Consider the following 23475-nt stretch of genomic DNA (forward strand, 5'->3'; position numbering starts at 1 on the left):
CGACGACCACGTCGAACGCGCCGGCGTAGTTCCCTCCTTCTCCCGCCGCTGACGCAAGCGTTTACTCGCCGTCGACCCTTTTCGAACGCATGCCGACGTTCCTCTCCGGGGGGACCGGAACCCCCAAGCTCCTCGCCGGCGCGCGCGACGTCTTCGATCCGGCGGAGACGACGGTCGTCGCGAACACCGGCGACGACGTAGAAATCGGTGGGTTCCTCGTCTCGCCCGACCTCGACACGGTGCTCTTCGATCGCGGCGGCGTCCTCGATCGGGAGTTCTGGTGGGGAATCGAGGGCGACACTCACGAGACCCACGACGAACTCGAACGCCTCGCCGATCGGGCGGGTCTCGACGCGGGACCGCGCTATCTCGACGCCGAGGCGCAGACGAGCGGGCGCGACATCGCGCGCTGGCGGCGCTTCTCCGCGGCGCGCGAGTTCATGACGATCGGCGATCGGGACCGCGCCGTCCACCTCCTGCGGACGAGCCTCCTCGACGAGGGGCGCACGCTCACCGAGGTCACGCGGACGCTCGCGGACGCCTTCGACCTCGATATCACCCTGCTGCCGATGAGCGACGATCCGGTGGCGACGCTGATCCACGCGGCGGAGGGGAGCGACGGCGCGGAACGCGCGAGCGGTGAAACCGCGAGCCACGCGTCGGAACAGAGCGACGGCGCGGAACGCGCGAGCGGCGAAGCCGCGAGCCACGCGGCGGCGCAGAGCGACGGCGCGGAACGAGCGAGCGGCGAAGCCGCGAGCCACGCGGCGGAGGGGACGATGCACTTTCAGGAGTTCTGGGTGGGCCGACGCGCGGACGTCGCGATCGAGGGCGTCGAGTTCCGCGGCGCCGTGGACGCCGAACCGACCGACGCGGTGCGCGAGGCGCTGTGCGAACCCGTGATCGTCGGCCCGTCGAACCCGGTGACGAGCCTCGGACCGCTGCTCGCGCTCGACGGCGTGCGCGAGGCGCTCCGCGAGACGACCGTGGTCGCCGTCTCGCCGTTCGTCGAGGACGAAGTGTTCAGCGGCCCGGCCGACGACCTGATGCGCGCGACGGGTCGCGAGCCGAGCACCGCGGGCGTCGCGGAGGCCTATGACTTCGCGGACGCGTTCGTCCTCGACTCCGCGGACTCGACCGCGCTCGACCGGCCGGTCGTCCGGACGGACACGCGGATGGACGACGACGCGGACGCGGCGCGCGTCGCGCGGGCCTGCGCGAACGCGCTGGAGGCCGTCGATGGATGACGTGGACGTCCATCCGCGGGTCGCGCTCGCCAGCCTCTCCGGCGAGGCCGACGCCGACTGGGCGCGCGAAGCCTGCGGAGAGGCCGGCCTCGCGTTCCTCGGGGGAGTCGCGGTCGACGAACCGACCAGAACGGCCGCAGAGGGGATGGCCGCCGATCGGGACAGGAACGAGTTCCTCCCCGCGGACCCCGTGGCGTTCGTCGCGGACGAACTCGACCGACTCGCGGACGCGCCGATCGACGCGGGCGTGAACGTCCGGGCGACGACGCCGGGCGCGATCCGGCCAGTCGCGCGCGTCTGCGCGGCGCGCGACGCGATCTGCGAGGTGAACGCCCACTGCCGGCAGTCGGAGATGTGCGCGGCGGGCGCGGGCGAGACGCTGCTCGCGGACGGTGAGCGGCTCTGTGACCTCGTGTCGGCCGCGGGCGACGAGGGAGCGACGACGAGCGTGAAGGTCCGCGCGGAGGTGCCGGGCGTCGATCTCCCGTCGCTCGCGCGCGACCTCGACGCGGCCGGTGCAGACGTCCTGCACGTCGATGCGATGGACTCGGAGGGCGTCGTCGCGAGCGTTCGCGACGCCTTCGATGGCTTCCTGATCGCGAACAACGGCGTCCGCGATCGCCGGACGGTGCGCGAGTACCTCGCGTACGGTGCGGACGCGGTCTCGATCGGGCGACCGAGCGACGACCGGGCGGTCCGCGAGCGGGTGCGCGACGCCGTCGAGGAGTGGTTCGCGAACGAGAGAGAGTGAGCCGATCGGGCGCGGCGCCGTGGGAGAGTCGAATACAGAACGCTTTAACGCCCGCCGGTCGAACCCCGACCATGGCCATCAAGCCCGACTACGTCAAGAAGACGGGGAACATCCTCCTCGAACGATACCCGGACGCGTTCAGCCGACAGGACTTCGAGCACAACAAGGAAGCGGTCACGGAACTCACCAACATCGAGTCGAAGGAGGTCCGCAACCGCATCGCGGGCTACATCACGCACAAGCGCAACTAGGCCGCCGAAATCGAAGCCACTTTGTCGTCCTCACGTCTTCCGTGAGGTAATGACACGCGTCGCCGTACTCGGAGCCACCGGTGCTGTCGGCCAGCGATTCATCCAGTTGCTCTCCGGGCACCCGGAGTTCGAAATCGCCGCGCTGACCGCCTCCGAGTCCTCCGCCGGAAAGCCGTATCACGAGGCCGCGAAGTGGCGGGTCGACACGCCCATCCCCGAGGACGTCGCCGAGGTCGACGTCGTCGAGACGGAACCCGACGCCGTTCCCGACGACGTCGACCTGATCTTCTCCTCGCTGCCCTCCTCGGTCGCCGAGCGCGTCGAGTCGGACTTCTGCGAGGCGGGCTACGTCGTCTCCTCGAACTCCTCGAACGAGCGCGGGGCCGAGGACGTCCCGCTCGTCATCCCCGAGGTCAACCCCGACCACCTCGACCTCATCGAGGTCCAGCGCGATCGGCGCGGCTGGGACGGCGCGCTCGTGAAGAACCCGAACTGCTCGACGATCACGATGGTCCCGACGCTCGCCGCGCTCGACTCGTTCGGTCTGGAGCGCGTCCACGTCTCGACTCTGCAGGCCGTCTCCGGGGCGGGCTACTCCGGCGTGACGTCCATGGAGATCCTCGACAACGTCATCCCGTACATCGGCGGCGAGGAGGAGAAGATGGAGACCGAGTCCCGAAAGCTCCTCGGCGACTTCGACGGCAGTCGAGTGGAGTGGCACGACGTGGAGGTGTCGGCGTCGTGTAACCGCGTCGCGACGCTCGACGGCCACCTCGAGAACGTCTGGGCCGAACTCGGCGAGGACCCGACGGTCGCGGAGGTCTACGAGGCCTTCGAGAGCGCGGCGACGCAGGACCTGCACACCGCGCCCGACCCGCTGATCGAGACGTTCGACGAACCGGACCGCCCGCAGCCGCGCCTCGATCGGTTCCTCGGCGACGGCATGGCGGTCGCGGCCGGCGGCGTGCAGGAGACGTCCGCGGGCATCCAGTACAACACGCTCGCGCACAACACGCTCCGCGGGGCCGCGGGCGCCTCGCTGCTCAACGGCGAACTGCTCGACCGCGACGGCTGGCTCTAGGTCCCCTACGCCACGCGCTCGAAGAAGTGGACGACGGCGTTCCCGTCCTCGTCGGGGGCGTCCAAGTCCGCCGCGTCGCGCACTTCTACCGACGTGATCTCGAACGTCGCCCCGTGGACCTCGAAGGTGTCGCCCGGGTCGGCGACGCGTTCGTGGAGCGTCAGCGTCTCGATCGACCCGGAGAGCAACTGGCGCTTGAGGTAGTCGCTCGGAACGTATCGGTCGACGTCCAGCTGCGACTGTTCCATGCGAACACTTTGCACGCCAACTACTATCAATCTTTGTGCCGAGACGCCGGCAGTGGACGAACGTCGATATGCGATACACGACGCCGCGTTCCTCGCGTCGGGACGCCGTTCCTCCGCGGCGGTTCGTGGCTCGCCGAGCGTGCGACGCGTCCGCCGTCGGCCTCGTAGCCCGCTCTCCGTCACGCGATCGCGCGCTGACCGACCGTTCCGATAGCCGCGAACGCCGCCCGTACGCCCGACGGACGCCGTCCTCGCCGGTAAGGCAAGGGTTTTTGGCGGGCATCGGCAACGTCGCGGTATGAGCGGCACCGTCTCCCTCTCGTGCCACGCGAAGCTCGCCCGCGTGGTCCTCGACAACCGCGGTCCCCTCTCGCCCGCCGAAGTGGCGACCGAGGCCCGCGTCGACGAGGACGAAGCGCGTGACGCGCTCGCCGAACTCGCCGAGGTCGGACTCGCCGAGTGCGTCTGCGGCGTCTGCGCCACCCGCGAGCAGGTCTATCAGCTCGACGAGGACGCGAACGACGCTGACGTACGAGCGTAAGCGTAGCCCTCAAACCCGTCCCCTCCGTACGTGTTTCTGCGCGCCTCTAGTCCCCACCCGAGCCGACCCGCTCCGGGTGCGATGACGCGTGGAGAACCCGGGCGCGCAGCATGCCGCGACGCGAGTCGCGCGACCGGGGCACGTCACGCCCCCCGCGGATCCAACTGACCCCGCGGCGATCCTGCCCGGCACGAGGGTTTCCCGGCCGACGCGGCACGCCGCCCCGGGATGAGGCCGGTCGTTAGTGTTCCGGGCAGTACACGTCGACCTTTTGCAGCGCTCGCTCTGCTCGCTTGCAAAATCTCGACCAAAAGCCTGCGTCGGGTGCTTCGCACCCTCCTTGGCCCGAGCGCGGAGCGCTCGGTGAATCGCGCGAACTACCGGGTTCTCCGAACCGCTCGTTCGCGCAGGCTCTCGCCGGCGGTTTCGACGGCCTGCTTGGCATCGAACTCCTCGTTCTCGGCGGCGATCTCCCGACGTCACCGGTCCGTCGTCCGACGCGAGGTAGGTGACAACGAAGACCACGCCGCGCATTCGCTCGCGTACGGCGAGGACGCGCTGACGTTCTACCCGGCGCGCCACCTGCGCCGCCTCCTCGCGAGCGCGGGGCGGACGGTCAAGCGCGAGACGACGCTCCTCGAGAGCGAGGACGCCGGCCGGATGTACAGCCTCGCCTTCCGCCGCGGGGACTGAGACTCGGGAGCGGCCGGTGGTAGCGTAACGGTTTACCGCCGCCCGCTCGACGGATCACGTATGACCATCGAAGCCGAGGCGCTCGCGGATCTCGGGCCGGCGCGACGGCGCGCGCTGTTCGAGCGCGACGCCGGCGTCGACGCCGTCCGGGGCGACGTCCGCGATATCGTCTCGCGCGTCCGCGACGAGGGCGACGCCGCGCTGCGCGAGTTCGCGCGCGAGTTCGACGGCGTGGACGTGGGGAACATCGACGTCACGGACGAGGCCGAACGCGCGTACGACGAGATCGACGACGACGTTCGCGACGCGATCGAGACGGCGGTCGCGAACGTCCGCGAGTTCCACGAGGCCCAACTGCCCGCGGACTGGACGGAGACGTTCGACGGGCGCGAACTCGGGCGGCGCTTCCGCCCCGTGGAGCGCGTCGGCGCGTACGTCCCGGGCGGCGCGGCCACCTACCCCTCCAGCGTCGTGATGACCGTCGTCCCCGCGACGGTCGCGGGCGTCGAGCAGGTGGCGGTGGCGACGCCGCCGGCGGAGGTGATGCACCCCGTGACGCTCGCAGCTGCGCACGCCGCGGGCGCGGACCGAGTGTACGCTGCGGGCGGCGCGCAGGCCATCGCCGCGCTCGCGTACGGCACCGAGACGGTCGATCGCACTCAGCTGGTCGTCGGTCCCGGGAACAAGTGGGTGACGGCGGCGAAGGCCGAGGTGCGCGGGGACGTCGAGATCGACTTTCTGGCGGGTCCCTCCGAGGTCTGCGTCGTCGCCGACGAGACGAGTGATCCATCGTTCGTCGCCGCGGACATGCTCGCGCAGGCCGAACACGACCCCGAGGCGTCCGTCGTCGCCGTCACGGACGACGAGGACACGGCGAACGAGATCTGTGCGGCCCTCGCTGACGGTCTCGCCGACCGCGAGCGCGCCGACGTCATCGAGGAAGCGCTCACCTCGGAGGCGAGCGGCGTCTTCCACGCGCGCTCGATGAGCGAGGCCGTGCTGTTCGCCGAGGAGTACGCCGCCGAACACCTCTCCATTCAGGCCGCGGCGGACGAGTCGATCCTCGAACGCATCGACAACGCCGGGAGCGTCTTCCTCGGGCCGTACACGCCCGTCGCGGCGGGCGACTACGCCACGGGGACGAATCACGTCCTCCCGACGAACGCGGGCGCGAAGGTGAAGGGCGGACTGAGCGTGGACACCTTCCTCCGCGCGAGCACCGTCCAGCGCCTCGATCGAGACGCGCTCGCCGACCTCCGCGACACCGTCACGACGCTCGCGGACGCCGAGGGACTGGAAGGCCACGAGTACAGCGTCGACGCGCGCTTCGCCGGCGAGGAGTGAGTCGGCCTCGGCGCTCGAAACCCCCGCGGCCGTTACGCACGCCGACGGGGACGTACTGATATGCCCCAGCACACGCCCACACGGTTCCCGCCGCGCCGTGACGTCGCGGCCACCGTCGGCGTCGCCGCCCTCCTCCTCGTCGCCGTCGCCGCGTTCGCGTACGACCGCAGCGGGTCGCTCGTCGCGCCCGCACTCGCCTACCTCTCGTTTTCGCTCGCCGAATTCGCCGTCCTCCTCACGGAAGCAGGCGGACCGGCGCCGTTCTGAGTCGTGGCGGCTCGCAGAAACCGGCGGTCGCGCGAACCGACGTTACAATTATCCTTCTGGGCGACGTGGTCCTAGACATGAGTACGACTGCCGACGGTGGCGCGGAGACCCGAACGGTCACTGTCACCGAGGACGCCGCGTCGCAGGCCCTCTCGCTGCTAGAGGGCGAAGGCATGGACACGGACGTCGCGGGCCTGCGGCTGTTCGTCCAGCAGGGCGGCTGTGCGGGCCTCTCCTACGGCATGCGCTTCGACGACGCGCCCGAGGACGATGACATCGTCGTCGATGCCCACGGTCTCCGCGTCTTCGTCGATCCGGCGAGCGAGCAGTACATCGCGGGCAGCGAACTCGACTACGAGTCCGGATTGCAGGCCGCCGGGTTCAACGTCGAGAACCCGAACGTCGAAGCCGAGTGTGGCTGCGGCGAGTCCTTCCGGACCTGATTTAGGCCCGCTCCCCCACCGTCCGGTATGCCCACCACGCGAGCGGACGCCCTCGGGACCGTCGCGGGCTACGCCGAGGCCGCCCGACACACCCACGAGGGCACCTTAGAGTCGTTCACGGACCGTCACGGCGCCTCGTGTCGCGGCTATCGCTTCACGACGGCGTCAGACGAGCCGTTTCTGGTGTACGGTCCCGCGTCGGCCGACTACCTCTACGTCACCTCGCATCACTCGCCGGTGCAGGCGCTCGCGTTCGAACTCGGTGAACCCGACGTCGAGGAGTACGCGTCGCGCGACGTCGCCTACGAGGACGGTGACGAACCGGAGCGACGCGTCGCGGCGCGCGCCGTCATCGACGAGGCCGACGGGATGAGCGAGGTCGTCGACGAGATCGAGTCGGACTGCGATACCGCGGACGTGAGCTACGAACCGCACTATACGCGCAACGGCGCGCTCGCGGACTTCTACTTCCACCGTCGGCTCTATCCCGGCGGGCGCTTCGCGGCCGAGGACTTCGACGCCGCCGTCCGCGCCGTCACGACGACGGTCACGCGGGCCTACCGCGCGTATTACCGGCTCCTCGATCTCCCCGTGTTGGAGGGCGACGGCGAGGAGGAACCGCCCTCCCGCACGGACTACGTGAGTGGTGGACGCGGGTTTCAGTGAGCGTGATCTCGTGTAGATCACGGAGAAGCGAACGGGGAGCAACGCGACCCGTGAGCAGCGCGGGTCCGAGCGTCAGCGAGGGGCCGCGAACCGCGTTGAGGCGAGCGCGACGCGTCGCCGGACTGCCCCGATGACGGCGCGCTCGTCAGTCGTCGTCGAGCGCGAACGCGACTTCGACTTCGACCTGATACTGTCGCTCGTCGCGCCCCTCGATCCCGACGCGCTGTTCGATGACTTCGGCCCACGAGACGTCGTCGAGCGTCTCCTCGGCGCGATCGAGTGCGTCGTCGACGGCGTCGTCGAAGCTCTCGGTGCTGGTGCCGACGAGATCGATTTTCTTGTAGACCATACCTGCTCCCATAGCGTCGGCCGTGTTAAATGTGGTCGCCGGCGGCACGTCGCTCAGACCGCGGCGGTGACGCCGCCGTCATCGACGGAGAGCGTCGCCTCGCCGGTGACGGCGAGTCGGACCCAACCGAGCCACGGGACGCGGAACGCGGCGGTACCCTTGATCCACGACGGCTTCACGGGCGAGGAGATGTCGCGGACCTGATCGTAGTAGCCGTTGGAGTCGCCCTTCGTGATGAACCCGGCGTGGGGGGCGGGGCAGTAGTCGACCTCGTCGCAGCTCGACGCGCCGTCGACGTACGAGCGGTTCGCCTCGCCGTACCAGTTCTCACCCTTCGACACCCAGAAGCGGGCGCGGTGGATGACCGGTGTCGCCCGTCCGTTCCCGTCGGGCCGGTAGACGAGGACGTCGCCGGGTTCGCCGAACGTCGCGTAGCCGGTCTGGGCGCCCGTTCGATGCGTGACGACGCCCGTGTGGGCGTAGCCGGCGTCACCGTCGTAGCGGTGTTCCTCGATGACGAAGACGAGGTCGCCCTTCTGGAGGTGTGGCGTCATGCTCCCGGACTCGACGGCGACGAGCGGCGGCCAGAGGCCGCTCACCGCGAAGAGGAGGAGTCCGACGAGGGCGACGACGAGCGCGCTGCTGACGACCTCGCGCGCGATGACGACCGCCTCGTTATCGGTCCGACGGATCCACCGGAGCGCCGCCAGCGGGCCGTCGCGCGGGTCTGGAACGTCGTCGTCCGACATGTGCGTGTGGACCGTCGCTGCGGCTATCAACCTTCTCGTCTACGCCCGTCGGTGGCGGGCCGGAGGCTGGTCTGGTCTGGTCTGATCACGTCCCGCGACGGGCGTCGAGGCGGGCCGTGAGCGCGTCGATGACGCCCGAGAGGTAGGTCGTCCCGCCGACGGCGACGACGAGGGCGCCCGCGGTGTCGAAGACGAGATCGAGCATCGTGTCGGTGACGCCGTACTGGGTGAGGACGCTCGTCGATCCGAGGAGCGTCGCGACCTCGGAGGTGGCGAACTCGATGAGTTCCCAGAGGACGCCGAAGGCGAGCGTGATGACGAAGAGGAGGGCGAAGAGGAACGCCGGCGGGAAGTAGACGGACTCGGTGTGCTCGTCGATGGCGCGGACGGCCGCGTAGCCGACCGCGGCGACGACCGACGACGAGAGGGTGTGCGTGAGGTGATCCCACCACCAGACGTTCCGGTAGAACGACCCCGTTCCGGGAACGCCGACGGTGCCGAGGGCGTGGAGGAAGACGGCGAGCGTGACCCAGAGGACGAGCGCGGGATCCATCGGGACGCCGTAGTCGCGTTCGAGGACGGCGGGGAGGGAGGAGACGCCGAGACCGACGGCAGCGTTGACGATGACGCCGAGTTGGCCCTCGTAGGCGCCGACGAAGCAAAAGCCCACGAGGCAGAGCTGGAGGGCGTGGGCGAACTGCGTCTGGCGGCGCTTCGAGATTCCGAGGCGATCGCGGACCCTCATCGCGCCACCTCCGCGGCGAAACGTTCGTCCGCGCGGACGCGACGCTGAAAGTAGAGGACGAAGAGCGCGGCCCCGACGACGCCACAGGCGGTCGCGGCGACGAAGTCCCACATGAGCGCGTGGAGCGAGGCGGTGTCGACGGCCGGTGTGACGGGTCGGGAGACGTAGACGAGCGTCGTCCCGAGGGAGCGGTCGCTGAGCCACTGGACGACCGCCCAGAGACCCGCGACGGCCATCGTGGTGACGACGACGACGAACGCGGCGACGCCGTCGGTCATCCGGACGGTCGTGAAGACGTCGAGTTCGACGACGAGGACGAGCGCGAGCGCCGCCACGGAGAGGTAGGTGGCGACGGCGGTCGTCAGCCACCACGTCGCGAGGACGTGCCCGAGGACGGGGAGGAAGGCGACGACGAGCACCTCCCACGGGAGCATCACGCGACGGTTCCGATAGGCGACGGGCGGGACGACGGCGAGCGCGGCGACGGCCACGCAGAACGCCGTCCACGCGAGATCGCGGTCCCAGACGCTCGCGCACGCGACGGCGACGACGAGCGCGACGAGCATCCATCCGAGCGCGGCGTTCGTGCGCTCCGTCTCCAGCACGCGGCCGAGACGCTTCCCTTCCATCGTTCCGCGACGCTTCGAGGGGCCGTGTTACAAAGATACCGGGCCCGACCCGCGCGTCGGGAGCGACGTCGGGGTCGCCGCGCGGTCGCTCCGTTCTCCGATCTCCCGGACGCGCGGCCGCCTCGCCGCCCAGCCCCGACCAACGTTTCTGTCACGAGTGGCCGTACCGCGACGCATGGCCCTCCCGACGGATCGACTCCCCGGCGGCGCGTGGACGTACGCGCTCCCCGCCGGCCTGTTATCGCTACCGCTCACGGTCCTCGGCTACGCGCGGACCGGCCCCGAACTGGCGCTCGCGCCGGTCGTCGTCTGCGGCCTCTGCGCCGGCTACCTCGCCCGGCGGGAGACGGGTACGACCGACGGCGTCGGCACCCGGACGGGCGCGCTCGGCGGCGCCGCCGGCGCCGCGTCGGCGGGTGGCTGGCCGGACGGAGCGGGGGCGCCCCGCGTCGCGCCGGCGCGCACTCACAGTAGCAGGTAGGCGAGCGCGTAGGCGACGCCGGCGACGGTGACGGACGCGAGACCGGTGACGACGGCGTCCGCGAGCGGCGGGAGGCGTCGCTCCACGGGTTCGACGATGCCGACGGCGCCGACGGCGACGACGCTGAAGACGAACGGGTAGGAGACGTCGAGCGTCGGCGGCGCGATGACGAGCGCGGCGAGCGCGTAGGCGACGCCCGCCGCCGCGCGGCCGTGCAGGCGCTCGCGGATCGCGATACCCGAGACGCGATGATAGGCGTAAACGCCGATCCAGAGACAGGCGAGTTCGAGCGCGAACGCCGCGAGGAGATCGAGCGTCGGGTCGACGAACGGCCGCGGGCGCGCGGCGAACAGGCGCCACGGGAGGGGGTAGAGGAAGTCCGGCGGCGTCCCCGTGAGCAGGTCGCCGAAGGGGTGCGTGACGAGACCGACGAGCGCGGTCGCCGCCAGCGCGCGCGGGCCGAGGTCGAGGCGACGGCGCGCGAACACCGCGATGGCGAGACCGGTGAGAGCGTAGAGGACCGTCACGGCCGCACCGAGGGGACCCGAGAGGACGGCGACGACGCCGACGAGCGCGAGCGCCCCGAGACCGGCGAGCGCGCGACCGCGTCGATCTCGCGTGGCCGCGAGGGCGAAGATCGCGGCGGCGAACGGAGCGACGACGAGCGAGTGGGTGACGGCGCGGTGGATCTCCGTGCTCGCGCCCCAGAAGGCGTTGGCGGCGGCGAGCGCGTTCGCGCTGTGGACGGTCATGAGACCGAGCGGCGCGTACGCCATGTCGACGTCCGGGACGGCGGCGAAGAGGCCGGCGGCGACGCCGAGCGCGAGCGCGCGCTCGCGCCCGAGTCCGTAGCGGGCGGCCGCGAGGGCGACGAGGGCGAACGCGAGCGCCTCGTGTCCGATGAACACGTGTTCCGAGAGGGGACGGACGGCTTTACGTGGCTCGCCGGTTCGTCACTCCGACTCGCCCGCGGCCTTCCTCGTCCACTTCTTCTCGACCTCGGCGTTCGCGCGCACGACGACGTCGCCGTCGACGTCGAAGCGGGTCTTGCGGAGTTCGATCTCGCGCACCGTGCCGTCGGTGTCGCCGGCGACGACGTGATCACCGGGGTTGAAGTCGGGGTCGCGGAGGAGGTAGACGCCGGCGACGGCGTCCGCGAGCATGCCGCTGAGCGCGTAGGAGATGCCGAGCGCGAGGAACCCCGAGGCGGTGCCGAGCGCGGCGGCGATTCCGGGCAGTCCGACGAGCGTGAGGAACGCGAGGAGCGCGCCGAACCAGAGGCAGACGCCGGTGATCGTGCGGACGAACTGGACGTAGATCGGTTGGTCGGTGGTGCGCGAGACGACGGTCGCGGCCGCCCACGTGACGAGACGGATCGCGATCGCGGAGACGACGAGGAAGACGACGCCCGCGACGATCTTCGGGAGCGCGGCGACGATGCCGTCGATGAACTGCGAGAGGGTGTCCGTGACGATACCCGTGAGTGTCGACATGGTCGGGCCGTCGACCGGATCGGACAAATAGCTACGGCCCGCGGGTGCGGGTGACGGGGTGACGTCAGGCCGTCGGCGGGGCGCGCGCGACCTCGTAGTCGCCGTTCTCGGCGACGCCGATGACCGCCCACTCTTCGCCGTGGTCCTCGGCGACGAGCGCGCGTTCGAGCCGGTCGACGTGGTCGTTCCACGTCACGAAACAGCGCATCCGGTCGTCGCCCTCGGTGCGCACGTCGTCGGTCACGGCGAGCACGTCGATCTCCTTCCACTCGCGTGCGGCGCGGAAGCTGTTGCCCGCGTCGCCGGTGACCTCGTACCCGAGGTCGGTGAATATCTCCCGCGCTTCGTCCGACGGCGGCGTGCTACTCGGTACCATCTATCGCGGTATAGGGGTGCATGGGTAATAACTGTTGTTGCGGCGGCCGCGCTCGTCGGCGCTCCACAAGAGTGATGCGCCGAGGCGACCAGACGACGGGTATGGCCCTCAGCATCGATCCCGGACAGCTCGGTCTCCACTTCGGCTCCGGTGCCGTCATCGGCGGCGTCGTCGGATTCGCGGCGAAGAAGGTCGCGAAGCTCATCGCCCTCCTCATCGGTATCGAACTCGCGCTCTTCGCGTTCCTCGAATCGCGCGGAATCCTCCTCGTCAAGTGGGACCGACTCACGGCCGGCCTCGTGAGCGCCGGACGGGACGCCGCCTCCTCGACGCCCCCCTCGTGGATGATGTCGATCCTCTCGACGCTCTCCATCTCCGCCGGCTTCACCGGCGGCTTCCTCCTCGGCTTCCGGAAGGGGTAGTGCGTCCCCGCGCGGATCCCGACCGAAACCGTGGTGCGTGACACCGCCGATCGCCACGAACATGTTCGGGGATACCTTCGCGGTCCCGTGGTTCTGATACTGTATCGTATGCCAACGAACACCTACGACGCGATCGGGGGACGGGAGGCCGTCGAGGCCGTCGTCTCCGATTTCTACGACCGCGTCTTCGACGACGACGATCTCGAACACTACTTCGCGGACACCGATCCGGAGGCGCTGTTCGCTCACCAAGTCCGGTTCATCAGCGCCGTCGCCGGCGGACCAGTCGAGTACGACGGACGGGACATGCGCGAGGCCCACGACCACCTCGGGATCGCTCCGGCGGACTTCGACACGGTCGCCGACTACCTCGAGGCCGCGCTCCGCGAGAACGGCGTCGACGAGCCGCACGTCGAGACGATCCTCGGCGCCGTCGCCGACCTGAAAGACCCCATCGTCGGTCGATAGCGCGGCCGTTATCGCCATCGAGTCCCAATGCCCGCCGTGATCCGCGCCGAACTCGCCGTCGATCTCCCCCGAGGGGATGTGGGTGCGCCCGATCTCCCGGCGCTACCCCGACGTGTGCTTTCGCGTACTCGCCGCGTTTCCCGGTACCGCGGACGGCGGTATCGGGCTCGTCGAAATCTCCGGACCCGACCTGCCCGCCGTTCGCGACGCCGTCGAATCGTCGGACGTCCTGCGCACCGTCGACGTCCTCCACGACGGCGACGGCGGGACGCTCGTTCGCTTCGAGACGAGCGCCCCGCTCCTCTTGCGCGCGCTCCGATCGGCGCGCGTCCCCCTCGAACTCCCCTTCGAGGTGCGCGACGGCGTCGCCAACTGGACGCTCACCGCCGCTCGCGACGACCTCTCGCGCCTCGGCGACGAACTCGACGCGCGCGGCGTCGACTACCGACTCGAGCGCGTTCGCGACGACGCCGGCCGCGACCCCGCACTCCTCACCGAGCGCCAGCACGAACTCCTCGAACTCGCCGTCGAGCGCGGCTACTACGACCACCCGCGGGGCGCGACGCTCACCGAACTCGCCGCGGAAGCCGGCGTCGCGAAGTCGACGCTCAGCGGCCTCCTCCAGCGTGCCGAGGGCCGCGTCGTGAAACGACACCTCCGCGTTCCCTGATCGACCGGTCCTACCGGGTGCTCAGCTCGTCCTTGTCCTTGATGACGCGGGTCTCGCCCTCGCCGCTCGTGACCTCGGCGACGAGGTCGTAGAGTTCGTTTCGCATCCCCGCGGGGAACGTGAGGACGCCGACCCACGAGCCATCGGACTGCCACTCCTCGCGTTCGAGCTCGCCGAACTCGCGGATCTGCGCCTGCCCCGAGCCCGCGTAATCCGCGGGGAGGCTGACCGCGACCGTCACTTCCTCGAAGCGGATGGGGATGACGGGACGCAGCGCGTCGAGCGCGTCGTCGATCTGCGCCTCGACGGGTTCCATCGGGTCGACCGTGAACCCCGCCTGTTCGAGGGCGGACTCGATGCGCTCGGGCGGGTGGGGCGCGTTGTCCATCTGCGGGTTCACCGCGTTGCGCGCGATGGTGTTGATGAGCTGTCTGCGCTTTCGCTCCTGCATCTCCTCGCGCTGCTCGGCCGTGATCTGGATCTCCCCCTCCTCGATGACCTCGGGGATGATCTCCATCGGATCCGTCGTCTCGAACACCGTCTCCAAGTCCTCCTCGGCCGGCCGATCGCCCCGACTGGCGTTCTCGAAGACGTCGCGGGCGGCGATGACGTCCTCCAGTTCGCCGTCGAACTCCCCGCGCTTGATCGCGAGCGCGGCGTCCGGATCGACGAGCACCTCGAAGCGCTCGCCGTGCGACTCCAAGCGGGCCGTCACGGCCTCGTCGAGCGAGATCATGGCCGGTAGTTGCGGCGGGTGATTCAAGGCCTTTCCGGGGACGGGCGTGGAACCGAGCGATGCGAGACGCGAGCCGCGTCGTCCCCGTGGGACGACGGAAACACGAGCGCGAGCGATGCGAGACGCGAGCCGCGTCGTCCCCGTGGGACGACGGAAATACGAGCGCGAGCGATGCGAGACGCGAGCCGCGTCGTCTCCGTGGGACGACGGAAACACGAGCGCGAACGGCGTCGCCACTGCTCGCCGTCGGAAAAGCGGGGAAGGAGTTCGGGATTACTCGGACTGCTCGTCGTCGCTCTCCTCGTCCTCGTCGGCGAGGAGGTCGTTGTCGACGAGGTACTCCTCGATCTCGTCGTCGGTGAGTTCGATGAAGGAGCCGGACTCCGCGTCGACGGTGGCGACGCCGATGCCCTCCGGCGTCAGCCCGTCGTCGTGGACCTGCCCGAGACCGGCGAGCGCGAGACCGACGGCGTCCTCCAGCGCGACGTCCTCGCTGTACTCGTCTTCGAGGTACTGCTGGATGTCGTCCCGACCGGAGCCGATGGCGAGCGCCTTCCACTCGTTCGGCGTCCCGGAGGGATCCGTCTCGTAGAGGCGCGGTTCGCCGTCCTCGATGCCGCCGATGAGGAGCGCGACGCCGAACGGGCGCGCGCCGCCGACCTGCGTGTACTGCTGGATGTGGTCGGTGATGTCCTTCGTGAGGTTCTCGACGCCGATCGGCTCGTCGTAGCGCACGCGATTGACCTGCGAGTCGCGGCGCGCGAAGTCGATGAGCTGGCGGGCGTCGGCGACGTGCCCCGCGGACGCGATGCCGATGTGGTCGTCCGCCTTGTGGATCTTCTCGACGCTCGTCTCCTCCATCAGGGGCGAGCGGATGCGCTTGTCGACGACGAGCACTACGCCGTCATCGGCGCGAATGCCGATGGAGGCCGACCCGCGCTTGACGGCTTCACGCGCGTACTCGACCTGATACAGCCGGCCGTCGGGCGAGAAGATAGTGATACCTCGGTCGTACGCTTGCTGTTGGGCTTGTCCCTGCATGATGTGTCACTCCAAATCAGAGCGAGTCGCGCCCACGAACCCACCGTCGATCGTGACGTCAACCAGACCGTCGCGGCTGACGGCCTGCGTGGTGGCGTTCCTGAACACGACGGCTTCCTCTGCCGAATTTTCACGCGCGCGTCCTAAATACCTTTCTTCACCGGCACGGACCGTGCCGGAGACGCCCCGGACGCGGATTCCCACGGGATCGTCGCGCACGGCGTCGACGCACGCGAGCGCCGCGCGTGCCTCCTCGACGTACCCCCGCCGCGCCCGCACGACCGCCTCGCCCTCCCCGTCGCCGAACTCGTAGGACAGCACGCGGAGGTCCGCGTCCGCGCTCGCCGCGTCCCCGAGGAGGTTCTGCGCGGCGAACCAGACGCTGCGCTGGAAGTCCCGCCGCCGACGTCGGCGTCCGGCCACGCCTCGATCCCGACGAGGAGGTAGCGCCACCGCGGCCGGAGGTGTTTCGGGAGGTGTTTCACAGTCGCTCCGCGACGAGCACGCCGCGCGGGCGTGGACGAACTCGGTCTCGGTGATCGCGTACCCCGCGTCCGTGAACGCGTCGACGAGCACGCCGACAGTGGCCGGGTCGTCGACCGCGGGGTCGTAGAAGTCCGCGTCCCCGCCCCCCTCCCACAGCATCACGTCGCCGAGGACGATCCGGGACGGGTCGAGGTCGGCGACGGTGTCGATGGCGTCGCGCTTCGCCGCGTCGTCGAGGTGGTGCATCGCGAAGTTCGACGTCACGACGTCGATCGACCCCTCGACGTTCGGCTCGCGGAAGCGTCCCTCGCCGAGTTCGACGTTCGAGAGACCACGGTTCGCGGCCTTCTCGCGGGCCTGCGCGAGCATTCCCTCGCTGACGTCGCGACCGACGACGCGCGCGGCCTCGTCGGCGAGCGCGAGCGCGACCGCGCCCGTGCCACAGCCTAGGTCGAGGACGACGTCATCGCGCTCGGGATCGGCGTGCGCGATGGTCGCGCGGAGGCACGCCGCGTACTCGTCGCTCTCCTCGTCGTCGTAGTCGGCGGCGAGCGCGTCGAAGCGCTCGGCGTGTTCCTCAACGCTCCGCTTCATACTGTCCGCGTTCGAGGCCCGGCGCAATGAAGTCGGCGGAGCGCCGGTGTCTGTTTCGCTCCGCGAGGACGCCCCACTCGTCGAGTCCCGCCTCGACCTGTTCGGCGTCGAATCCGACGGCTTCGCCGAGCGCGCGGAGTTCCCGCGGCGCGCGCAACTGGAGGTGGGACGCGGGCGACCCCGAGACGACGTACGGGACGTCGTACTGCTCGACGAGTTCGCGGAGCTTGCGGAGGCCGCGGAGCGCCTGCACGCGCGGACCGCCGGATTTCCGCAACGCCGGCCCGAAGTCGAACTCGACGCGGACGCCGTGGTCCGCCGCCGCCCGCGCGATGACGTGGTTGACGTCGCCCCGGCCGGCCATCGGCTTCGTCAGGACGTCCACGCGTTCTTCCTCCGCGGCGAAGCGGTTGAGCGTCGGCGTGCCGCCCCGGAGGAGCAAGAGCGTGTGATCGCGTCGCGCCTCGCTGAGCGCGCCGCTCGCGCCCGTCGGGTCGTCGGCGACGATCTCCGTCGCGTCCACGGCGTCGATATCGGACGCGTCCCGGACGGCCGCCGCGTCGAGTGCGGGATCGGCCGCGTCCGCGTTCCGGACGACGATCCCGTCGAACCCGTCTCGGGCCGCCGTCGCGGCGAAGCGCCGCACCGTGCTCTCGCCGTCCGGCGTCGCGGTGACCGCCTCGTACATGTCGCGACACACGCGCGGCGGCCGGTAAAACGATGCGGTCTCCGCCACCACGGTTTCGCGTCGAGGGAACGAAGCGCCGCACATGTCGGACGTCGATCCGGTGGACGTCGATTGGGACGACCCGCGGGAGTGTCCGCGGTGCGGCGCCGCCATCGAGAACGGCGGCGCGGGCTTCATCGACCACGTCGAGGCGACCCCCGACTGCGAGGGACCGTCGAGACGTGGCGCGAAAACGCCGCCGAGGACGTCGGCGGCGAGTGGTCGGCTTACGCGAGCGCGTCGCGGGCGTTCTCCACCGCGGCCTCGCGCTTCGCGGGGTAGGCCTCGACCTTCGCGCGAAAGGAGATGCCCTCCCCGAGGCGCGTCTCGCCACCGAACGCCGCCTGCTTGTCGAGGTGCGCCATGAACGCGCAGTTCTCGTTCACGCGCTGGTCGAGTTCCTCGCGCAGGCGATCGATGTCCGCGCCGTCGCGGAGGCGATCGAGGACGTGCCGGACGTCGTCCGCCGTCTCCACGCGCGCCGACAGCACGACGATCCGATCGCCGTTGTGACCGGTGCTCTCCGCGCGCTGCACCTCGAACTCCTCGGGGAGGAAGTGTCTGAGCGCGCGCTCGACGCGCGCCTCGTCCTCCGTGTCGTAACAGAACGTGCGCAGATCGACGTAGTGGAAGGGAACGCTCATGGGCGGGCGTACGGGGCGAAGCGTGAAAAGCGCACGATTCCGCTCGTCGCGTCCCCCCGCTCGACGCGACTCGCCGCGAGTGCACGTGCGGCCGTCTTCCGCGTTCCGTCTCCCGCTCCGACTCGCGTTACTCGGCGGCTTCGAGGTTGTCCTCGGGGACGCCCTGCTCTTGGCCGTCCTCGAAGGCGACGGTGTAGTTCGCGTCGCCGAACATCGTCTCGACCTTCTGCGTGACCTCGCCGGTCTCGCCGTCGAACTCGCTGTGCTCGTCGTGAAGGACCACGGAATCGCCTTCTTCGAAGCTCATACTCCGCGTTCGGTGGGGACCACGCAAAAGCGCCCCGATTCGCTCTCAGAACCCGCCGAGGAGGCGCCCGACGACCGCCGGCCCGGTCTTGCGGAGGATGTTCAGCCCGATGGCGACGAGCATCGCCGTCACCGCCCAGTCGAAGCGGCGTTCGTCGATTCCGACGCGGCGCAGCGCCGTCCCGACGAGCAGGCCGACGAGCGTCACGACCGCGAGCGCACAGCCCAGCCAGAGCCGATACGCCGTCAGGAGGTCCGTGAAGAACGCCATCTGGACGATCCGCGCCGTGAAGACGACCGTGAACACCATCGAGAGTCCGCCGATGTAGCGCTCGCGGTCGCGTTCGAACGTGTGGAGGTAGGCGGGGAGGAGCGGCCCGAGGTTCGCGACCGCGAGGAAGAACCCCTCCAGCAGGCCGAAGACCCCCAAGAGAACGGGGTGGTGTGCGCCCTCGACGACGACGAACGACGACGCGAGCTGATAGATGGCGTAGCCGAGCAGCATGATCCCGATGAGGAACGGAACGATCGGACCCGTCGAGACCGACGCGAGGACGTACACGCCGACGACGCTCCCGACGAGCGCGAGCGCGACGAGCTGCCACTCTCGTCGAACGTAGTCGAGACCGGTGTTCGTCTCGCCGACCTGAAAGACGTTGATCATCCACGGCGGGATCGCGAGCACGACGACGGCCATCGTCGGATCGATCACCGACGCGAAGATCGGCGTCGTGATGAGCGCGTACCCGAACCCGACCGCCCCCTTCACCGCCCCGGCGAACACCGCGACGACGAGCAGGAACGCGAACAGCGGGAGCGTCACCCCGCTCTGAATGCCCTTCGTCACGCCCTCCATACCCGGAAAGAGGGCGACGGTTCCGGCGATCACGGCGAGCGCCGCGAACGCCATCAACAGCTCTCGGTACCGTCGCTCGCGGAGGTGCCCGACGAACGCGGACGCGCGGCGTGTAGGTGAACTCACGACAGATGAACCTCGCTACACGCGATACGGGCGCGACACGGGAAACCCCGTCCGAGCGGGCGACCATCGCGGAAAGCGACGACGGCGCGGACACTCGGATACGACGGCGAAGGACGGTCTCGCGGCCTTCTCGGCCATCGCGTTGGCTCGCCGGTCGTCGTCGGTTCCGGAGAATACTGTCCCGTTCGCTTCGACGTGGCGACTCCCGATGGTCGCCGCCACGTCGCTATCCCCACTCGACGCCCTCTCGCGCCTCCGCGTCCCAGCGGCGCAGCACCGCGCGGGCGTTCCCGGACTGATAGCCGAAGTAGACGCCGTCCGCGTACTCCTCGACCGTCTCCGCGGCGTCCGCGAGCGCGTCCACCTCCGGATCGACCGCGTAGAGTTCGACGCCGAGGCGGGCGTCGAGATCGCGCACCCGGTCGGCGAAGCCCGACGCGAGGCTCTCCAGCCAGTACGTCGTCCCGTACGCGGTGTCGTAGAGCGGGACGACGAACTCGTCGACGTGCGCGGCGAGCGCGTCGAGGTCGATTCCCGAGCGCGCCAGCAGGTGGCCCGGGAAGGGGTCGGCGTGGAGCGTGAGGTAGAGGTCGCCGGGGACGCGCTCGCGGGCGTCCGCGACGAAGTCGGTGATGACGGAGGCGCGCCACGCCTCCCGGTCGTCGTACTCGCTCTCGGCGAACGCCGCCTCGCAGCGCTCGCAGCGACAGAACTCACGGCCGGGGAATCCCACCTCGTCGAGGCGGACGTCGTCGCTCGGGATGGTGCAGGCCTCGATCACTTCGAGGAGACCGTCGCGGTAGCCCTCGGCGCTCGGGCAGACGTAGCCGGAGTCGAGATCGGGATGGTCCTTCGTCGCGGGACGGCCGGACGCGTCGAGCGCGACGACCTCCTCCTCGGTCGCGGCGCTCGCGGTGTCGGCGAAGCAGGAGACGAGGTTGACGGCGCCCTCGACGGGATCGCCGTGCTGGCCGGTGACGCGCTTGACTTCGTAGAACCCGACGTCGAACTCCGGCCACTCCAGCTCCTCGGCGTTCCGCGTGACGATACCGTACATACGCCCGGATGGGAGCGCCGGGCGCCTAAAGCGTTCGTTCCGCGAGAGCGCCGATCAGTCGATCCGGTCGATGTCGTCCTCGGGCGCGCCGCCGCCGACGACGAGCTTGTAGACGAGGACGATCAACACCAGTGCGAGGGCGAGTTTGATGGACGTGCGCATACGCAACCGCTACACGTCGGACCACTATACCTTTTCGGGACGCGAGCGTCGCGCGATGCGCTCAGACCGCGAGATGGTCGGTGATGTCCTCGCGGACGATGGTCTCGCAGTACGCACAGCGGACGCCGTCGTCGATGACGTCGAAGCGGGTCGCGACCGGCTCGCCCGCGTTCGTGATGCAGTGGCGATTCGGGCACGTGAGAAGCCCCGTGACCTGCTCGGGCGGCTCGATCTGGGTCTTCTCCGCGACCTCGTAGTCGCGGACGATGTTGACGGTGGCGTCGGGGGCGATGAGCGAGAGGACGTCGAGTTCGGCCTCGCTCATCTCGCGGCCCTCGACCTTCACGATGTCCTTGTGACCCATCGTCTCGCTCGGGACGTTCATGCCGACGCTGACGCTCTCCCCGCCGCTGCCGTCGATGCCGAGGATGGCGAGGACGTGGAGGGCCTCGCCGGCTGAGACGTGATCGATGACGGTGCCGTCGCGGATCTTCGAGACGCGGAGTTCGGTGTCTTTCTCGGTCATTCGTCGCCACCTCCGTCTTCGAGGAGGAGATCGAGGAGCGCCATGCGGACGGGGACGCCGTTGTGCGCCTGATCGAAGTACGTCGCGTTCGGGAGGTCGTCGATCTCCGGGTCGATCTCGTCGATCCGGGGGAGCGGGTGCATCACCGCGACGTCGTCCTTCGCGGCGTCGAGCGTCTCCGCGCTGATGCGGTACTGTCCCGCCACCTTCTCGTACTCCTCCTCGTCGGGGAAGCGCTCGCGCTGGATGCGCGTCACGTAGAGCACGTCGAGTTCGGGGAGTACCGCCTCCAGTTCCTCGTGCTCGCGGACGTTCGCGCCGGCCTCGTGGAGGTCGTAGCGGACGGAGCGCGGGAGCCGAAGGCTCTCCGGGCTGATGAAATGCTGCCGGACGTCGAAGTTCGTGAGGGCGTGCGCGAGCGAGTGGACCGTCCGCCCGTACTTCAGATCGCCCATGACGCCGATGGTGAGGTCGTCGAGACCCGCGTTCTCGGCGATCGTGTGGAGATCGAGGAGCGTCTGGCTCGGGTGGTGGCCCGCGCCGTCGCCCGCGTTCACGAGCGGGACGTCGACGAACTCGCTCGCCATGCGCGCCGCGCCCTGACTCGGATGCCGGAGGGCGATCGCGTCCGCGTACCCCTCGACGACGCGGACGGTGTCCGCGAGCGACTCGCCCTTCTTCACCGACGAGTCCTCGACGGCGCCCATGTCGATGACGTCGCCGCCGAGGCGTTTCGCCGCCGTCTCGAAGCTCATCTTCGTGCGCGTGCTCGGCTCGAAGAAGCAGAGCGCGAGCAGCGCCCCCGGATGTCGGTCCGCGTGCGCGGCGGGGTCGTCCGCGAACTCCCGCGCGCGCGCTAAGACCGCCTCGATGTCCGCCCGCGAGAGCTGTTTCGCGGTGAGCAGGTGGTCGTGGCGCATCGTCACTACTCCCGCGCGCGGGCGCCTTGAACCTCCCGAACCTTCTTCTCGGATGGGGACGCCACCCGTGGCCATGCTTGCCATCGCGGGCGGAAAGGGCGGCGTCGGGAAGACGACGACCGCGCTCCGTCTCGCCGCCGCCTACGTCCGCCGACGACGCCGTCCGCTCGTCGTCGACGCCGATCGCGGAATGCCGAACTGCCACCTCTACGCCGACACGCCGGGCGAGTACGGCGTCGCCGACGTCGCCGCCGGCACGACTCTCGACGCCAGCGCCGAACCCGCGCCCGCGCTCCCCGGCGTGGACGTGCTCGCTGGCGGCGACGTCGCGCCCGACGATTACCTCGACGCGCTCCCCGCGGATCGCCCGGTGCTCGTCGACACGGCCGCCGGGGCGGCCGCGGACGTCGGCGCGGCGCTCGCGGCCGCGGACGCCTGCGTCGTCGTCACCACGGCCGAGCGCGACGCCGTCCGGAACGGCCTGAAGAGCGCGGCGCTCGCCCGCGCGCTCGGCACGCCCGTCGTCGGGTGCGCCGTCGTCGCCACCGCGGGGGACGTGCGGGGGATCGAGCGCGCCGTCGCGGCGCCCACCGTTCCGATTCCCCCCTCGTCGAGACCGTTCGACGACGCCGACGTGGACGCCGCCTACGACGCCCTCGCGAATACGCTCGGTCCGAACCCTTAACAACGCTCTCCGCCGTACTAACACACTATGGCGGATCGGCTCCCCACGGGCATCGACGTCCTCGACCGGAAGCTCGATGGCGGGCTCCCGGCCGGCAGCCTCCTCGTCTACGAGTCGCCGCCCGCGAGTCAGGGGGAGCTTCTCCTCCACGAGTTCGCCGAACCACGCAACACCCTCTACTTGACCGCCGACCGGACCGAGGACGCCGTCCGCGACGTGTTCGAACGCGCCGTCGTCCCGTCGAACGGACCCGACGTCCGCTACCTATCGAACGACGCACCGCTCGACGACGGCCGGCGGCTCTTCCGGAATCTCGGCGAGGGCGAAACGCTCATCGTTGACCCGATCGACGCGCTCGAACGCACCGACCGCCCCCGCTACGAGACCTTCCTCTCCGAACTGCAGAACCACATGCACAACACGGGAAGCGTCGCCGTCCTCCACGGTCTCCGCGGAGAGCACGTTCCCGAGCTACGCGACGCGACGATCCACTTCGCGGACGTCGCGTTCCGCCTGCGGACGACCATCACCGGGAACGACGTCGAGAACACCCTCGCCGTCCCGAAGTTCCGCGGCGGACGCGCGCTCGATGAGACGATCAAGCTCGACCTCGGCGAACGCGTCGGCATCGACACCTCGCGCGACATCGCCTGACGCACGGCTCGCCGGTCGAAAAACGGACGAACGGCGGGCCG

General features: G+C 70.0%; 33 protein-coding genes and 3 pseudogenes. 17 read left to right on the plus strand and 19 right to left on the minus strand.

The window, feature by feature from the left end:
• The first annotated feature begins 89 nt into the window (after positions 1 to 89).
• The 4 genes from AOZ13_RS08300 (at position 90) to asd (ending at position 3330) form a co-directional block, all read left to right on the plus strand.
• On the plus strand, positions 90 to 1247 hold the full coding sequence (locus AOZ13_RS08300; protein ID WP_021780320.1) for a 2-phospho-L-lactate transferase CofD family protein: 1158 nt from the start codon (positions 90 to 92) through the stop codon (positions 1245 to 1247).
• Positions 1240 to 1998 (plus strand): beta/alpha barrel domain-containing protein, encoded by a 759-nt coding sequence (locus AOZ13_RS08305; protein WP_049934024.1) that lies wholly within the window; start codon positions 1240 to 1242, stop codon positions 1996 to 1998. Before AOZ13_RS08300 ends, AOZ13_RS08305 begins: the two co-directional genes overlap by 8 nt.
• Before the next feature lie 71 nt (positions 1999 to 2069).
• Positions 2070 to 2249, plus strand: a complete 180-nt coding sequence (locus tag AOZ13_RS08310; protein ID WP_020222575.1) for a 30S ribosomal protein S17e — start codon at positions 2070 to 2072, stop codon at positions 2247 to 2249.
• Between the two features lie 49 nt (positions 2250 to 2298).
• Positions 2299 to 3330: an aspartate-semialdehyde dehydrogenase gene (gene asd / locus AOZ13_RS08315; RefSeq protein WP_020222576.1), complete on the plus strand. Its 1032-nt coding sequence runs from the start codon at positions 2299 to 2301 to the stop codon at positions 3328 to 3330.
• A 5-nt stretch (positions 3331 to 3335) separates the two neighbouring features.
• Here asd and AOZ13_RS08320 read toward each other — a convergent pair whose 3' ends face one another.
• On the minus strand, positions 3336 to 3578 hold the full coding sequence (locus AOZ13_RS08320; protein ID WP_020222577.1) for a hypothetical protein: 243 nt from the start codon (positions 3576 to 3578) through the stop codon (positions 3336 to 3338).
• 298 nt (positions 3579 to 3876) lie between these two features.
• Between AOZ13_RS08320 and AOZ13_RS08325 the strand changes: the two genes are divergently transcribed.
• From AOZ13_RS08325 to AOZ13_RS08350, 6 genes are all read left to right on the plus strand, one after another.
• Complete coding sequence (locus AOZ13_RS08325) at positions 3877 to 4119, plus strand: hypothetical protein (protein ID WP_020222578.1); 243 nt, start codon at positions 3877 to 3879, stop codon at positions 4117 to 4119.
• 438 nt (positions 4120 to 4557) lie between these two features.
• The gene (locus AOZ13_RS08330; RefSeq protein WP_021780323.1) at positions 4558 to 4812 is read left to right on the plus strand and encodes a hypothetical protein; all 255 of its coding nucleotides are present in this window, start codon (positions 4558 to 4560) and stop codon (positions 4810 to 4812) included.
• 66 nt (positions 4813 to 4878) lie between these two features.
• Positions 4879 to 6156: a histidinol dehydrogenase gene (hisD, locus tag AOZ13_RS08335; RefSeq protein WP_081706783.1), complete on the plus strand. Its 1278-nt coding sequence runs from the start codon at positions 4879 to 4881 to the stop codon at positions 6154 to 6156.
• A 60-nt stretch (positions 6157 to 6216) separates the two neighbouring features.
• Positions 6217 to 6423 carry a hypothetical protein gene (locus tag AOZ13_RS08340; RefSeq protein WP_021780325.1) on the plus strand — a complete coding sequence of 69 codons (207 nt, stop codon included), beginning with the start codon at positions 6217 to 6219 and terminating at the stop codon, positions 6421 to 6423.
• A 77-nt stretch (positions 6424 to 6500) separates the two neighbouring features.
• Positions 6501 to 6866, plus strand: a complete 366-nt coding sequence (locus AOZ13_RS08345) for a HesB/IscA family protein (protein ID WP_020221322.1) — start codon at positions 6501 to 6503, stop codon at positions 6864 to 6866.
• Positions 6867 to 6893: 27 nt separating this feature from the next.
• Complete coding sequence (locus AOZ13_RS08350) at positions 6894 to 7532, plus strand: hypothetical protein (protein ID WP_020221323.1); 639 nt, start codon at positions 6894 to 6896, stop codon at positions 7530 to 7532.
• 145 nt (positions 7533 to 7677) lie between these two features.
• Here the strand turns inward: AOZ13_RS08350 and AOZ13_RS08355 are convergent, their stop codons facing one another.
• The 4 genes from AOZ13_RS08355 to AOZ13_RS08370 all read right to left on the minus strand — a co-directional run bounded on the left by AOZ13_RS08355 (position 7678) and on the right by AOZ13_RS08370 (position 10004).
• The gene (locus AOZ13_RS08355) at positions 7678 to 7881 is read right to left on the minus strand and encodes a dodecin (protein ID WP_020221324.1); all 204 of its coding nucleotides are present in this window, start codon (positions 7879 to 7881) and stop codon (positions 7678 to 7680) included.
• A 53-nt stretch (positions 7882 to 7934) separates the two neighbouring features.
• Positions 7935 to 8630 carry a S26 family signal peptidase gene (locus tag AOZ13_RS08360; protein WP_020221325.1) on the minus strand — a complete coding sequence of 232 codons (696 nt, stop codon included), beginning with the start codon at positions 8628 to 8630 and terminating at the stop codon, positions 7935 to 7937.
• An 85-nt stretch (positions 8631 to 8715) separates the two neighbouring features.
• Positions 8716 to 9375, minus strand: a complete 660-nt coding sequence (locus AOZ13_RS08365; protein WP_020221326.1) for a hypothetical protein — start codon at positions 9373 to 9375, stop codon at positions 8716 to 8718.
• The gene (locus tag AOZ13_RS08370; protein WP_049934027.1) at positions 9372 to 10004 is read right to left on the minus strand and encodes a hypothetical protein; all 633 of its coding nucleotides are present in this window, start codon (positions 10002 to 10004) and stop codon (positions 9372 to 9374) included. The genes AOZ13_RS08365 and AOZ13_RS08370 overlap by 4 nt, the downstream gene beginning before the upstream one ends.
• A gap of 175 nt (positions 10005 to 10179) precedes the next feature.
• Between AOZ13_RS08370 and AOZ13_RS08375 the strand changes: the two genes are divergently transcribed.
• Positions 10180 to 10485, plus strand: a complete 306-nt coding sequence (locus AOZ13_RS08375; protein ID WP_021780327.1) for a DUF5518 domain-containing protein — start codon at positions 10180 to 10182, stop codon at positions 10483 to 10485.
• Here the strand turns inward: AOZ13_RS08375 and AOZ13_RS08380 are convergent.
• From AOZ13_RS08380 to AOZ13_RS08390, 3 genes are all read right to left on the minus strand, one after another.
• Positions 10470 to 11393, minus strand: a complete 924-nt coding sequence (locus AOZ13_RS08380) for a metal-dependent hydrolase (RefSeq protein ID WP_021780328.1) — start codon at positions 11391 to 11393, stop codon at positions 10470 to 10472. The genes AOZ13_RS08375 and AOZ13_RS08380 overlap by 16 nt on opposite strands.
• Positions 11394 to 11438: 45 nt before the next feature.
• Positions 11439 to 11978 (minus strand): mechanosensitive ion channel domain-containing protein, encoded by a 540-nt coding sequence (locus AOZ13_RS08385; RefSeq protein ID WP_020222429.1) that lies wholly within the window; start codon positions 11976 to 11978, stop codon positions 11439 to 11441.
• 64 nt (positions 11979 to 12042) lie between these two features.
• Entirely contained in the window at positions 12043 to 12354 is a 312-nt protein-coding gene (locus AOZ13_RS08390; protein WP_020222428.1) for a DUF7116 family protein, read from the minus strand.
• Positions 12355 to 12455: 101 nt separating this feature from the next.
• Here AOZ13_RS08390 and AOZ13_RS08395 point away from each other — a divergent pair, with 101 nt between their 5' ends.
• The 3 genes from AOZ13_RS08395 to AOZ13_RS08405 all read left to right on the plus strand — a co-directional run bounded on the left by AOZ13_RS08395 (position 12456) and on the right by AOZ13_RS08405 (position 13914).
• Positions 12456 to 12776 (plus strand): FUN14 domain-containing protein, encoded by a 321-nt coding sequence (locus AOZ13_RS08395; protein WP_020222427.1) that lies wholly within the window; start codon positions 12456 to 12458, stop codon positions 12774 to 12776.
• 108 nt (positions 12777 to 12884) lie between these two features.
• Positions 12885 to 13244 (plus strand): group I truncated hemoglobin, encoded by a 360-nt coding sequence (locus AOZ13_RS08400; RefSeq protein WP_020222426.1) that lies wholly within the window; start codon positions 12885 to 12887, stop codon positions 13242 to 13244.
• Between the two features lie 82 nt (positions 13245 to 13326).
• Positions 13327 to 13914, plus strand: coding sequence for a helix-turn-helix domain-containing protein (locus AOZ13_RS08405; RefSeq protein WP_148286763.1), 588 nt, complete (start codon positions 13327 to 13329; stop codon positions 13912 to 13914).
• Between the two features lie 10 nt (positions 13915 to 13924).
• Here AOZ13_RS08405 and AOZ13_RS08410 read toward each other — a convergent pair whose 3' ends face one another.
• The 5 genes and pseudogenes from AOZ13_RS08410 to AOZ13_RS08430 form a co-directional block, all read right to left on the minus strand.
• The gene (locus AOZ13_RS08410) at positions 13925 to 14650 is read right to left on the minus strand and encodes a ribosome assembly factor SBDS (RefSeq protein WP_020222424.1); all 726 of its coding nucleotides are present in this window, start codon (positions 14648 to 14650) and stop codon (positions 13925 to 13927) included.
• A 273-nt stretch (positions 14651 to 14923) separates the two neighbouring features.
• Positions 14924 to 15691 carry an archaeal proteasome endopeptidase complex subunit alpha gene (gene psmA / locus AOZ13_RS08415; RefSeq protein WP_021780330.1) on the minus strand — a complete coding sequence of 256 codons (768 nt, stop codon included), beginning with the start codon at positions 15689 to 15691 and terminating at the stop codon, positions 14924 to 14926.
• A 6-nt stretch (positions 15692 to 15697) separates the two neighbouring features.
• Positions 15698 to 16176 (minus strand): annotated as a pseudogene (locus tag AOZ13_RS08420) (Rpp14/Pop5 family protein).
• Positions 16173 to 16771 (minus strand): annotated as a pseudogene (locus tag AOZ13_RS08425) (class I SAM-dependent methyltransferase). Before AOZ13_RS08425 ends, AOZ13_RS08420 begins: the two co-directional pseudogenes overlap by 4 nt.
• Positions 16755 to 17459: an RNase P subunit p30 family protein gene (locus AOZ13_RS08430; protein ID WP_020220880.1), complete on the minus strand. Its 705-nt coding sequence runs from the start codon at positions 17457 to 17459 to the stop codon at positions 16755 to 16757. The pseudogene AOZ13_RS08425 and the gene AOZ13_RS08430 overlap by 17 nt, the downstream one beginning before the upstream one ends.
• An 82-nt stretch (positions 17460 to 17541) precedes the next feature.
• Between AOZ13_RS08430 and AOZ13_RS15895 the strand changes: the two are divergent.
• Positions 17542 to 17655, plus strand: a pseudogene (locus AOZ13_RS15895) (DUF7501 family protein); the annotation flags it as partial.
• A 70-nt stretch (positions 17656 to 17725) separates the two neighbouring features.
• Here the strand turns inward: AOZ13_RS15895 and AOZ13_RS08440 are convergent.
• The 6 genes from AOZ13_RS08440 to pyrB form a co-directional block, all read right to left on the minus strand.
• Positions 17726 to 18142, minus strand: coding sequence for an RNA-binding protein (locus AOZ13_RS08440; protein ID WP_020220879.1), 417 nt, complete (start codon positions 18140 to 18142; stop codon positions 17726 to 17728).
• 127 nt (positions 18143 to 18269) lie between these two features.
• On the minus strand, positions 18270 to 18449 hold the full coding sequence (locus tag AOZ13_RS08445) for a hypothetical protein (RefSeq protein WP_020220878.1): 180 nt from the start codon (positions 18447 to 18449) through the stop codon (positions 18270 to 18272).
• A gap of 45 nt (positions 18450 to 18494) precedes the next feature.
• A complete protein-coding gene (locus AOZ13_RS08450; protein ID WP_021780334.1) occupies positions 18495 to 19430 on the minus strand; it encodes a sulfite exporter TauE/SafE family protein in 936 nt (311 codons plus the stop codon).
• A 226-nt stretch (positions 19431 to 19656) separates the two neighbouring features.
• Entirely contained in the window at positions 19657 to 20487 is an 831-nt protein-coding gene (locus AOZ13_RS08455) for a hypothetical protein (protein ID WP_021780335.1), read from the minus strand.
• 223 nt (positions 20488 to 20710) lie between these two features.
• Positions 20711 to 21175: an aspartate carbamoyltransferase regulatory subunit gene (gene pyrI / locus AOZ13_RS08460; RefSeq protein ID WP_021780337.1), complete on the minus strand. Its 465-nt coding sequence runs from the start codon at positions 21173 to 21175 to the stop codon at positions 20711 to 20713.
• Positions 21172 to 22095, minus strand: coding sequence for an aspartate carbamoyltransferase (gene pyrB / locus AOZ13_RS08465; protein ID WP_049934029.1), 924 nt, complete (start codon positions 22093 to 22095; stop codon positions 21172 to 21174). The genes pyrI and pyrB overlap by 4 nt, the downstream gene beginning before the upstream one ends.
• A 73-nt stretch (positions 22096 to 22168) precedes the next feature.
• Between pyrB and AOZ13_RS08470 the strand changes: the two genes are divergently transcribed.
• Together AOZ13_RS08470 and AOZ13_RS08475 are read left to right on the plus strand one after the other, a co-directional pair.
• The gene (locus AOZ13_RS08470) at positions 22169 to 22780 is read left to right on the plus strand and encodes a nucleotide-binding protein (protein ID WP_049934031.1); all 612 of its coding nucleotides are present in this window, start codon (positions 22169 to 22171) and stop codon (positions 22778 to 22780) included.
• A 27-nt stretch (positions 22781 to 22807) separates the two neighbouring features.
• Complete coding sequence (locus tag AOZ13_RS08475) at positions 22808 to 23434, plus strand: RAD55 family ATPase (RefSeq protein ID WP_021780340.1); 627 nt, start codon at positions 22808 to 22810, stop codon at positions 23432 to 23434.
• Positions 23435 to 23475: the final 41 nt, after the last annotated feature.

It is taken from the genome of Halarchaeum acidiphilum MH1-52-1, assembly GCF_000474235.1.
Lineage (GTDB): Archaea > Halobacteriota > Halobacteria > Halobacteriales > Halobacteriaceae > Halarchaeum > Halarchaeum acidiphilum.

What these genes read in the sequence shown, in the direction of transcription:
- AOZ13_RS08300 (WP_021780320.1), top strand. Translation starts at nt 90, where the DNA reads ATGCCGACGTTCCTCTCCGGGGGGACCGGAACCCCCAAGCTCCTCGCC.
- AOZ13_RS08305 (WP_049934024.1), top strand. Translation starts at nt 1,240, where the DNA reads ATGGATGACGTGGACGTCCATCCGCGGGTCGCGCTCGCCAGCCTCTCC.
- AOZ13_RS08310 (WP_020222575.1), top strand. Translation starts at nt 2,070, where the DNA reads ATGGCCATCAAGCCCGACTACGTCAAGAAGACGGGGAACATCCTCCTC.
- asd (WP_020222576.1), top strand. Translation starts at nt 2,299, where the DNA reads ATGACACGCGTCGCCGTACTCGGAGCCACCGGTGCTGTCGGCCAGCGA.
- AOZ13_RS08320 (WP_020222577.1), bottom strand. Translation starts at nt 3,578, where the DNA reads ATGGAACAGTCGCAGCTGGACGTCGACCGATACGTTCCGAGCGACTAC.
- AOZ13_RS08325 (WP_020222578.1), top strand. Translation starts at nt 3,877, where the DNA reads ATGAGCGGCACCGTCTCCCTCTCGTGCCACGCGAAGCTCGCCCGCGTG.
- AOZ13_RS08340 (WP_021780325.1), top strand. Translation starts at nt 6,217, where the DNA reads ATGCCCCAGCACACGCCCACACGGTTCCCGCCGCGCCGTGACGTCGCG.
- AOZ13_RS08345 (WP_020221322.1), top strand. Translation starts at nt 6,501, where the DNA reads ATGAGTACGACTGCCGACGGTGGCGCGGAGACCCGAACGGTCACTGTC.
- AOZ13_RS08350 (WP_020221323.1), top strand. Translation starts at nt 6,894, where the DNA reads ATGCCCACCACGCGAGCGGACGCCCTCGGGACCGTCGCGGGCTACGCC.
- AOZ13_RS08355 (WP_020221324.1), bottom strand. Translation starts at nt 7,881, where the DNA reads ATGGTCTACAAGAAAATCGATCTCGTCGGCACCAGCACCGAGAGCTTC.
- AOZ13_RS08360 (WP_020221325.1), bottom strand. Translation starts at nt 8,630, where the DNA reads ATGTCGGACGACGACGTTCCAGACCCGCGCGACGGCCCGCTGGCGGCG.
- AOZ13_RS08365 (WP_020221326.1), bottom strand. Translation starts at nt 9,375, where the DNA reads ATGAGGGTCCGCGATCGCCTCGGAATCTCGAAGCGCCGCCAGACGCAG.
- AOZ13_RS08370 (WP_049934027.1), bottom strand. Translation starts at nt 10,004, where the DNA reads ATGGAAGGGAAGCGTCTCGGCCGCGTGCTGGAGACGGAGCGCACGAAC.
- AOZ13_RS08375 (WP_021780327.1), top strand. Translation starts at nt 10,180, where the DNA reads ATGGCCCTCCCGACGGATCGACTCCCCGGCGGCGCGTGGACGTACGCG.
- AOZ13_RS08385 (WP_020222429.1), bottom strand. Translation starts at nt 11,978, where the DNA reads ATGTCGACACTCACGGGTATCGTCACGGACACCCTCTCGCAGTTCATC.
- AOZ13_RS08390 (WP_020222428.1), bottom strand. Translation starts at nt 12,354, where the DNA reads ATGGTACCGAGTAGCACGCCGCCGTCGGACGAAGCGCGGGAGATATTC.
- AOZ13_RS08395 (WP_020222427.1), top strand. Translation starts at nt 12,456, where the DNA reads ATGGCCCTCAGCATCGATCCCGGACAGCTCGGTCTCCACTTCGGCTCC.
- AOZ13_RS08400 (WP_020222426.1), top strand. Translation starts at nt 12,885, where the DNA reads ATGCCAACGAACACCTACGACGCGATCGGGGGACGGGAGGCCGTCGAG.
- AOZ13_RS08410 (WP_020222424.1), bottom strand. Translation starts at nt 14,650, where the DNA reads ATGATCTCGCTCGACGAGGCCGTGACGGCCCGCTTGGAGTCGCACGGC.
- psmA (WP_021780330.1), bottom strand. Translation starts at nt 15,691, where the DNA reads ATGCAGGGACAAGCCCAACAGCAAGCGTACGACCGAGGTATCACTATC.
- AOZ13_RS08430 (WP_020220880.1), bottom strand. Translation starts at nt 17,459, where the DNA reads ATGTACGAGGCGGTCACCGCGACGCCGGACGGCGAGAGCACGGTGCGG.
- AOZ13_RS08440 (WP_020220879.1), bottom strand. Translation starts at nt 18,142, where the DNA reads ATGAGCGTTCCCTTCCACTACGTCGATCTGCGCACGTTCTGTTACGAC.
- AOZ13_RS08445 (WP_020220878.1), bottom strand. Translation starts at nt 18,449, where the DNA reads ATGAGCTTCGAAGAAGGCGATTCCGTGGTCCTTCACGACGAGCACAGC.
- AOZ13_RS08455 (WP_021780335.1), bottom strand. Translation starts at nt 20,487, where the DNA reads ATGTACGGTATCGTCACGCGGAACGCCGAGGAGCTGGAGTGGCCGGAG.
- pyrI (WP_021780337.1), bottom strand. Translation starts at nt 21,175, where the DNA reads ATGACCGAGAAAGACACCGAACTCCGCGTCTCGAAGATCCGCGACGGC.
- pyrB (WP_049934029.1), bottom strand. Translation starts at nt 22,095, where the DNA reads ATGCGCCACGACCACCTGCTCACCGCGAAACAGCTCTCGCGGGCGGAC.
- AOZ13_RS08470 (WP_049934031.1), top strand. Translation starts at nt 22,169, where the DNA reads ATGCTTGCCATCGCGGGCGGAAAGGGCGGCGTCGGGAAGACGACGACC.
- AOZ13_RS08475 (WP_021780340.1), top strand. Translation starts at nt 22,808, where the DNA reads ATGGCGGATCGGCTCCCCACGGGCATCGACGTCCTCGACCGGAAGCTC.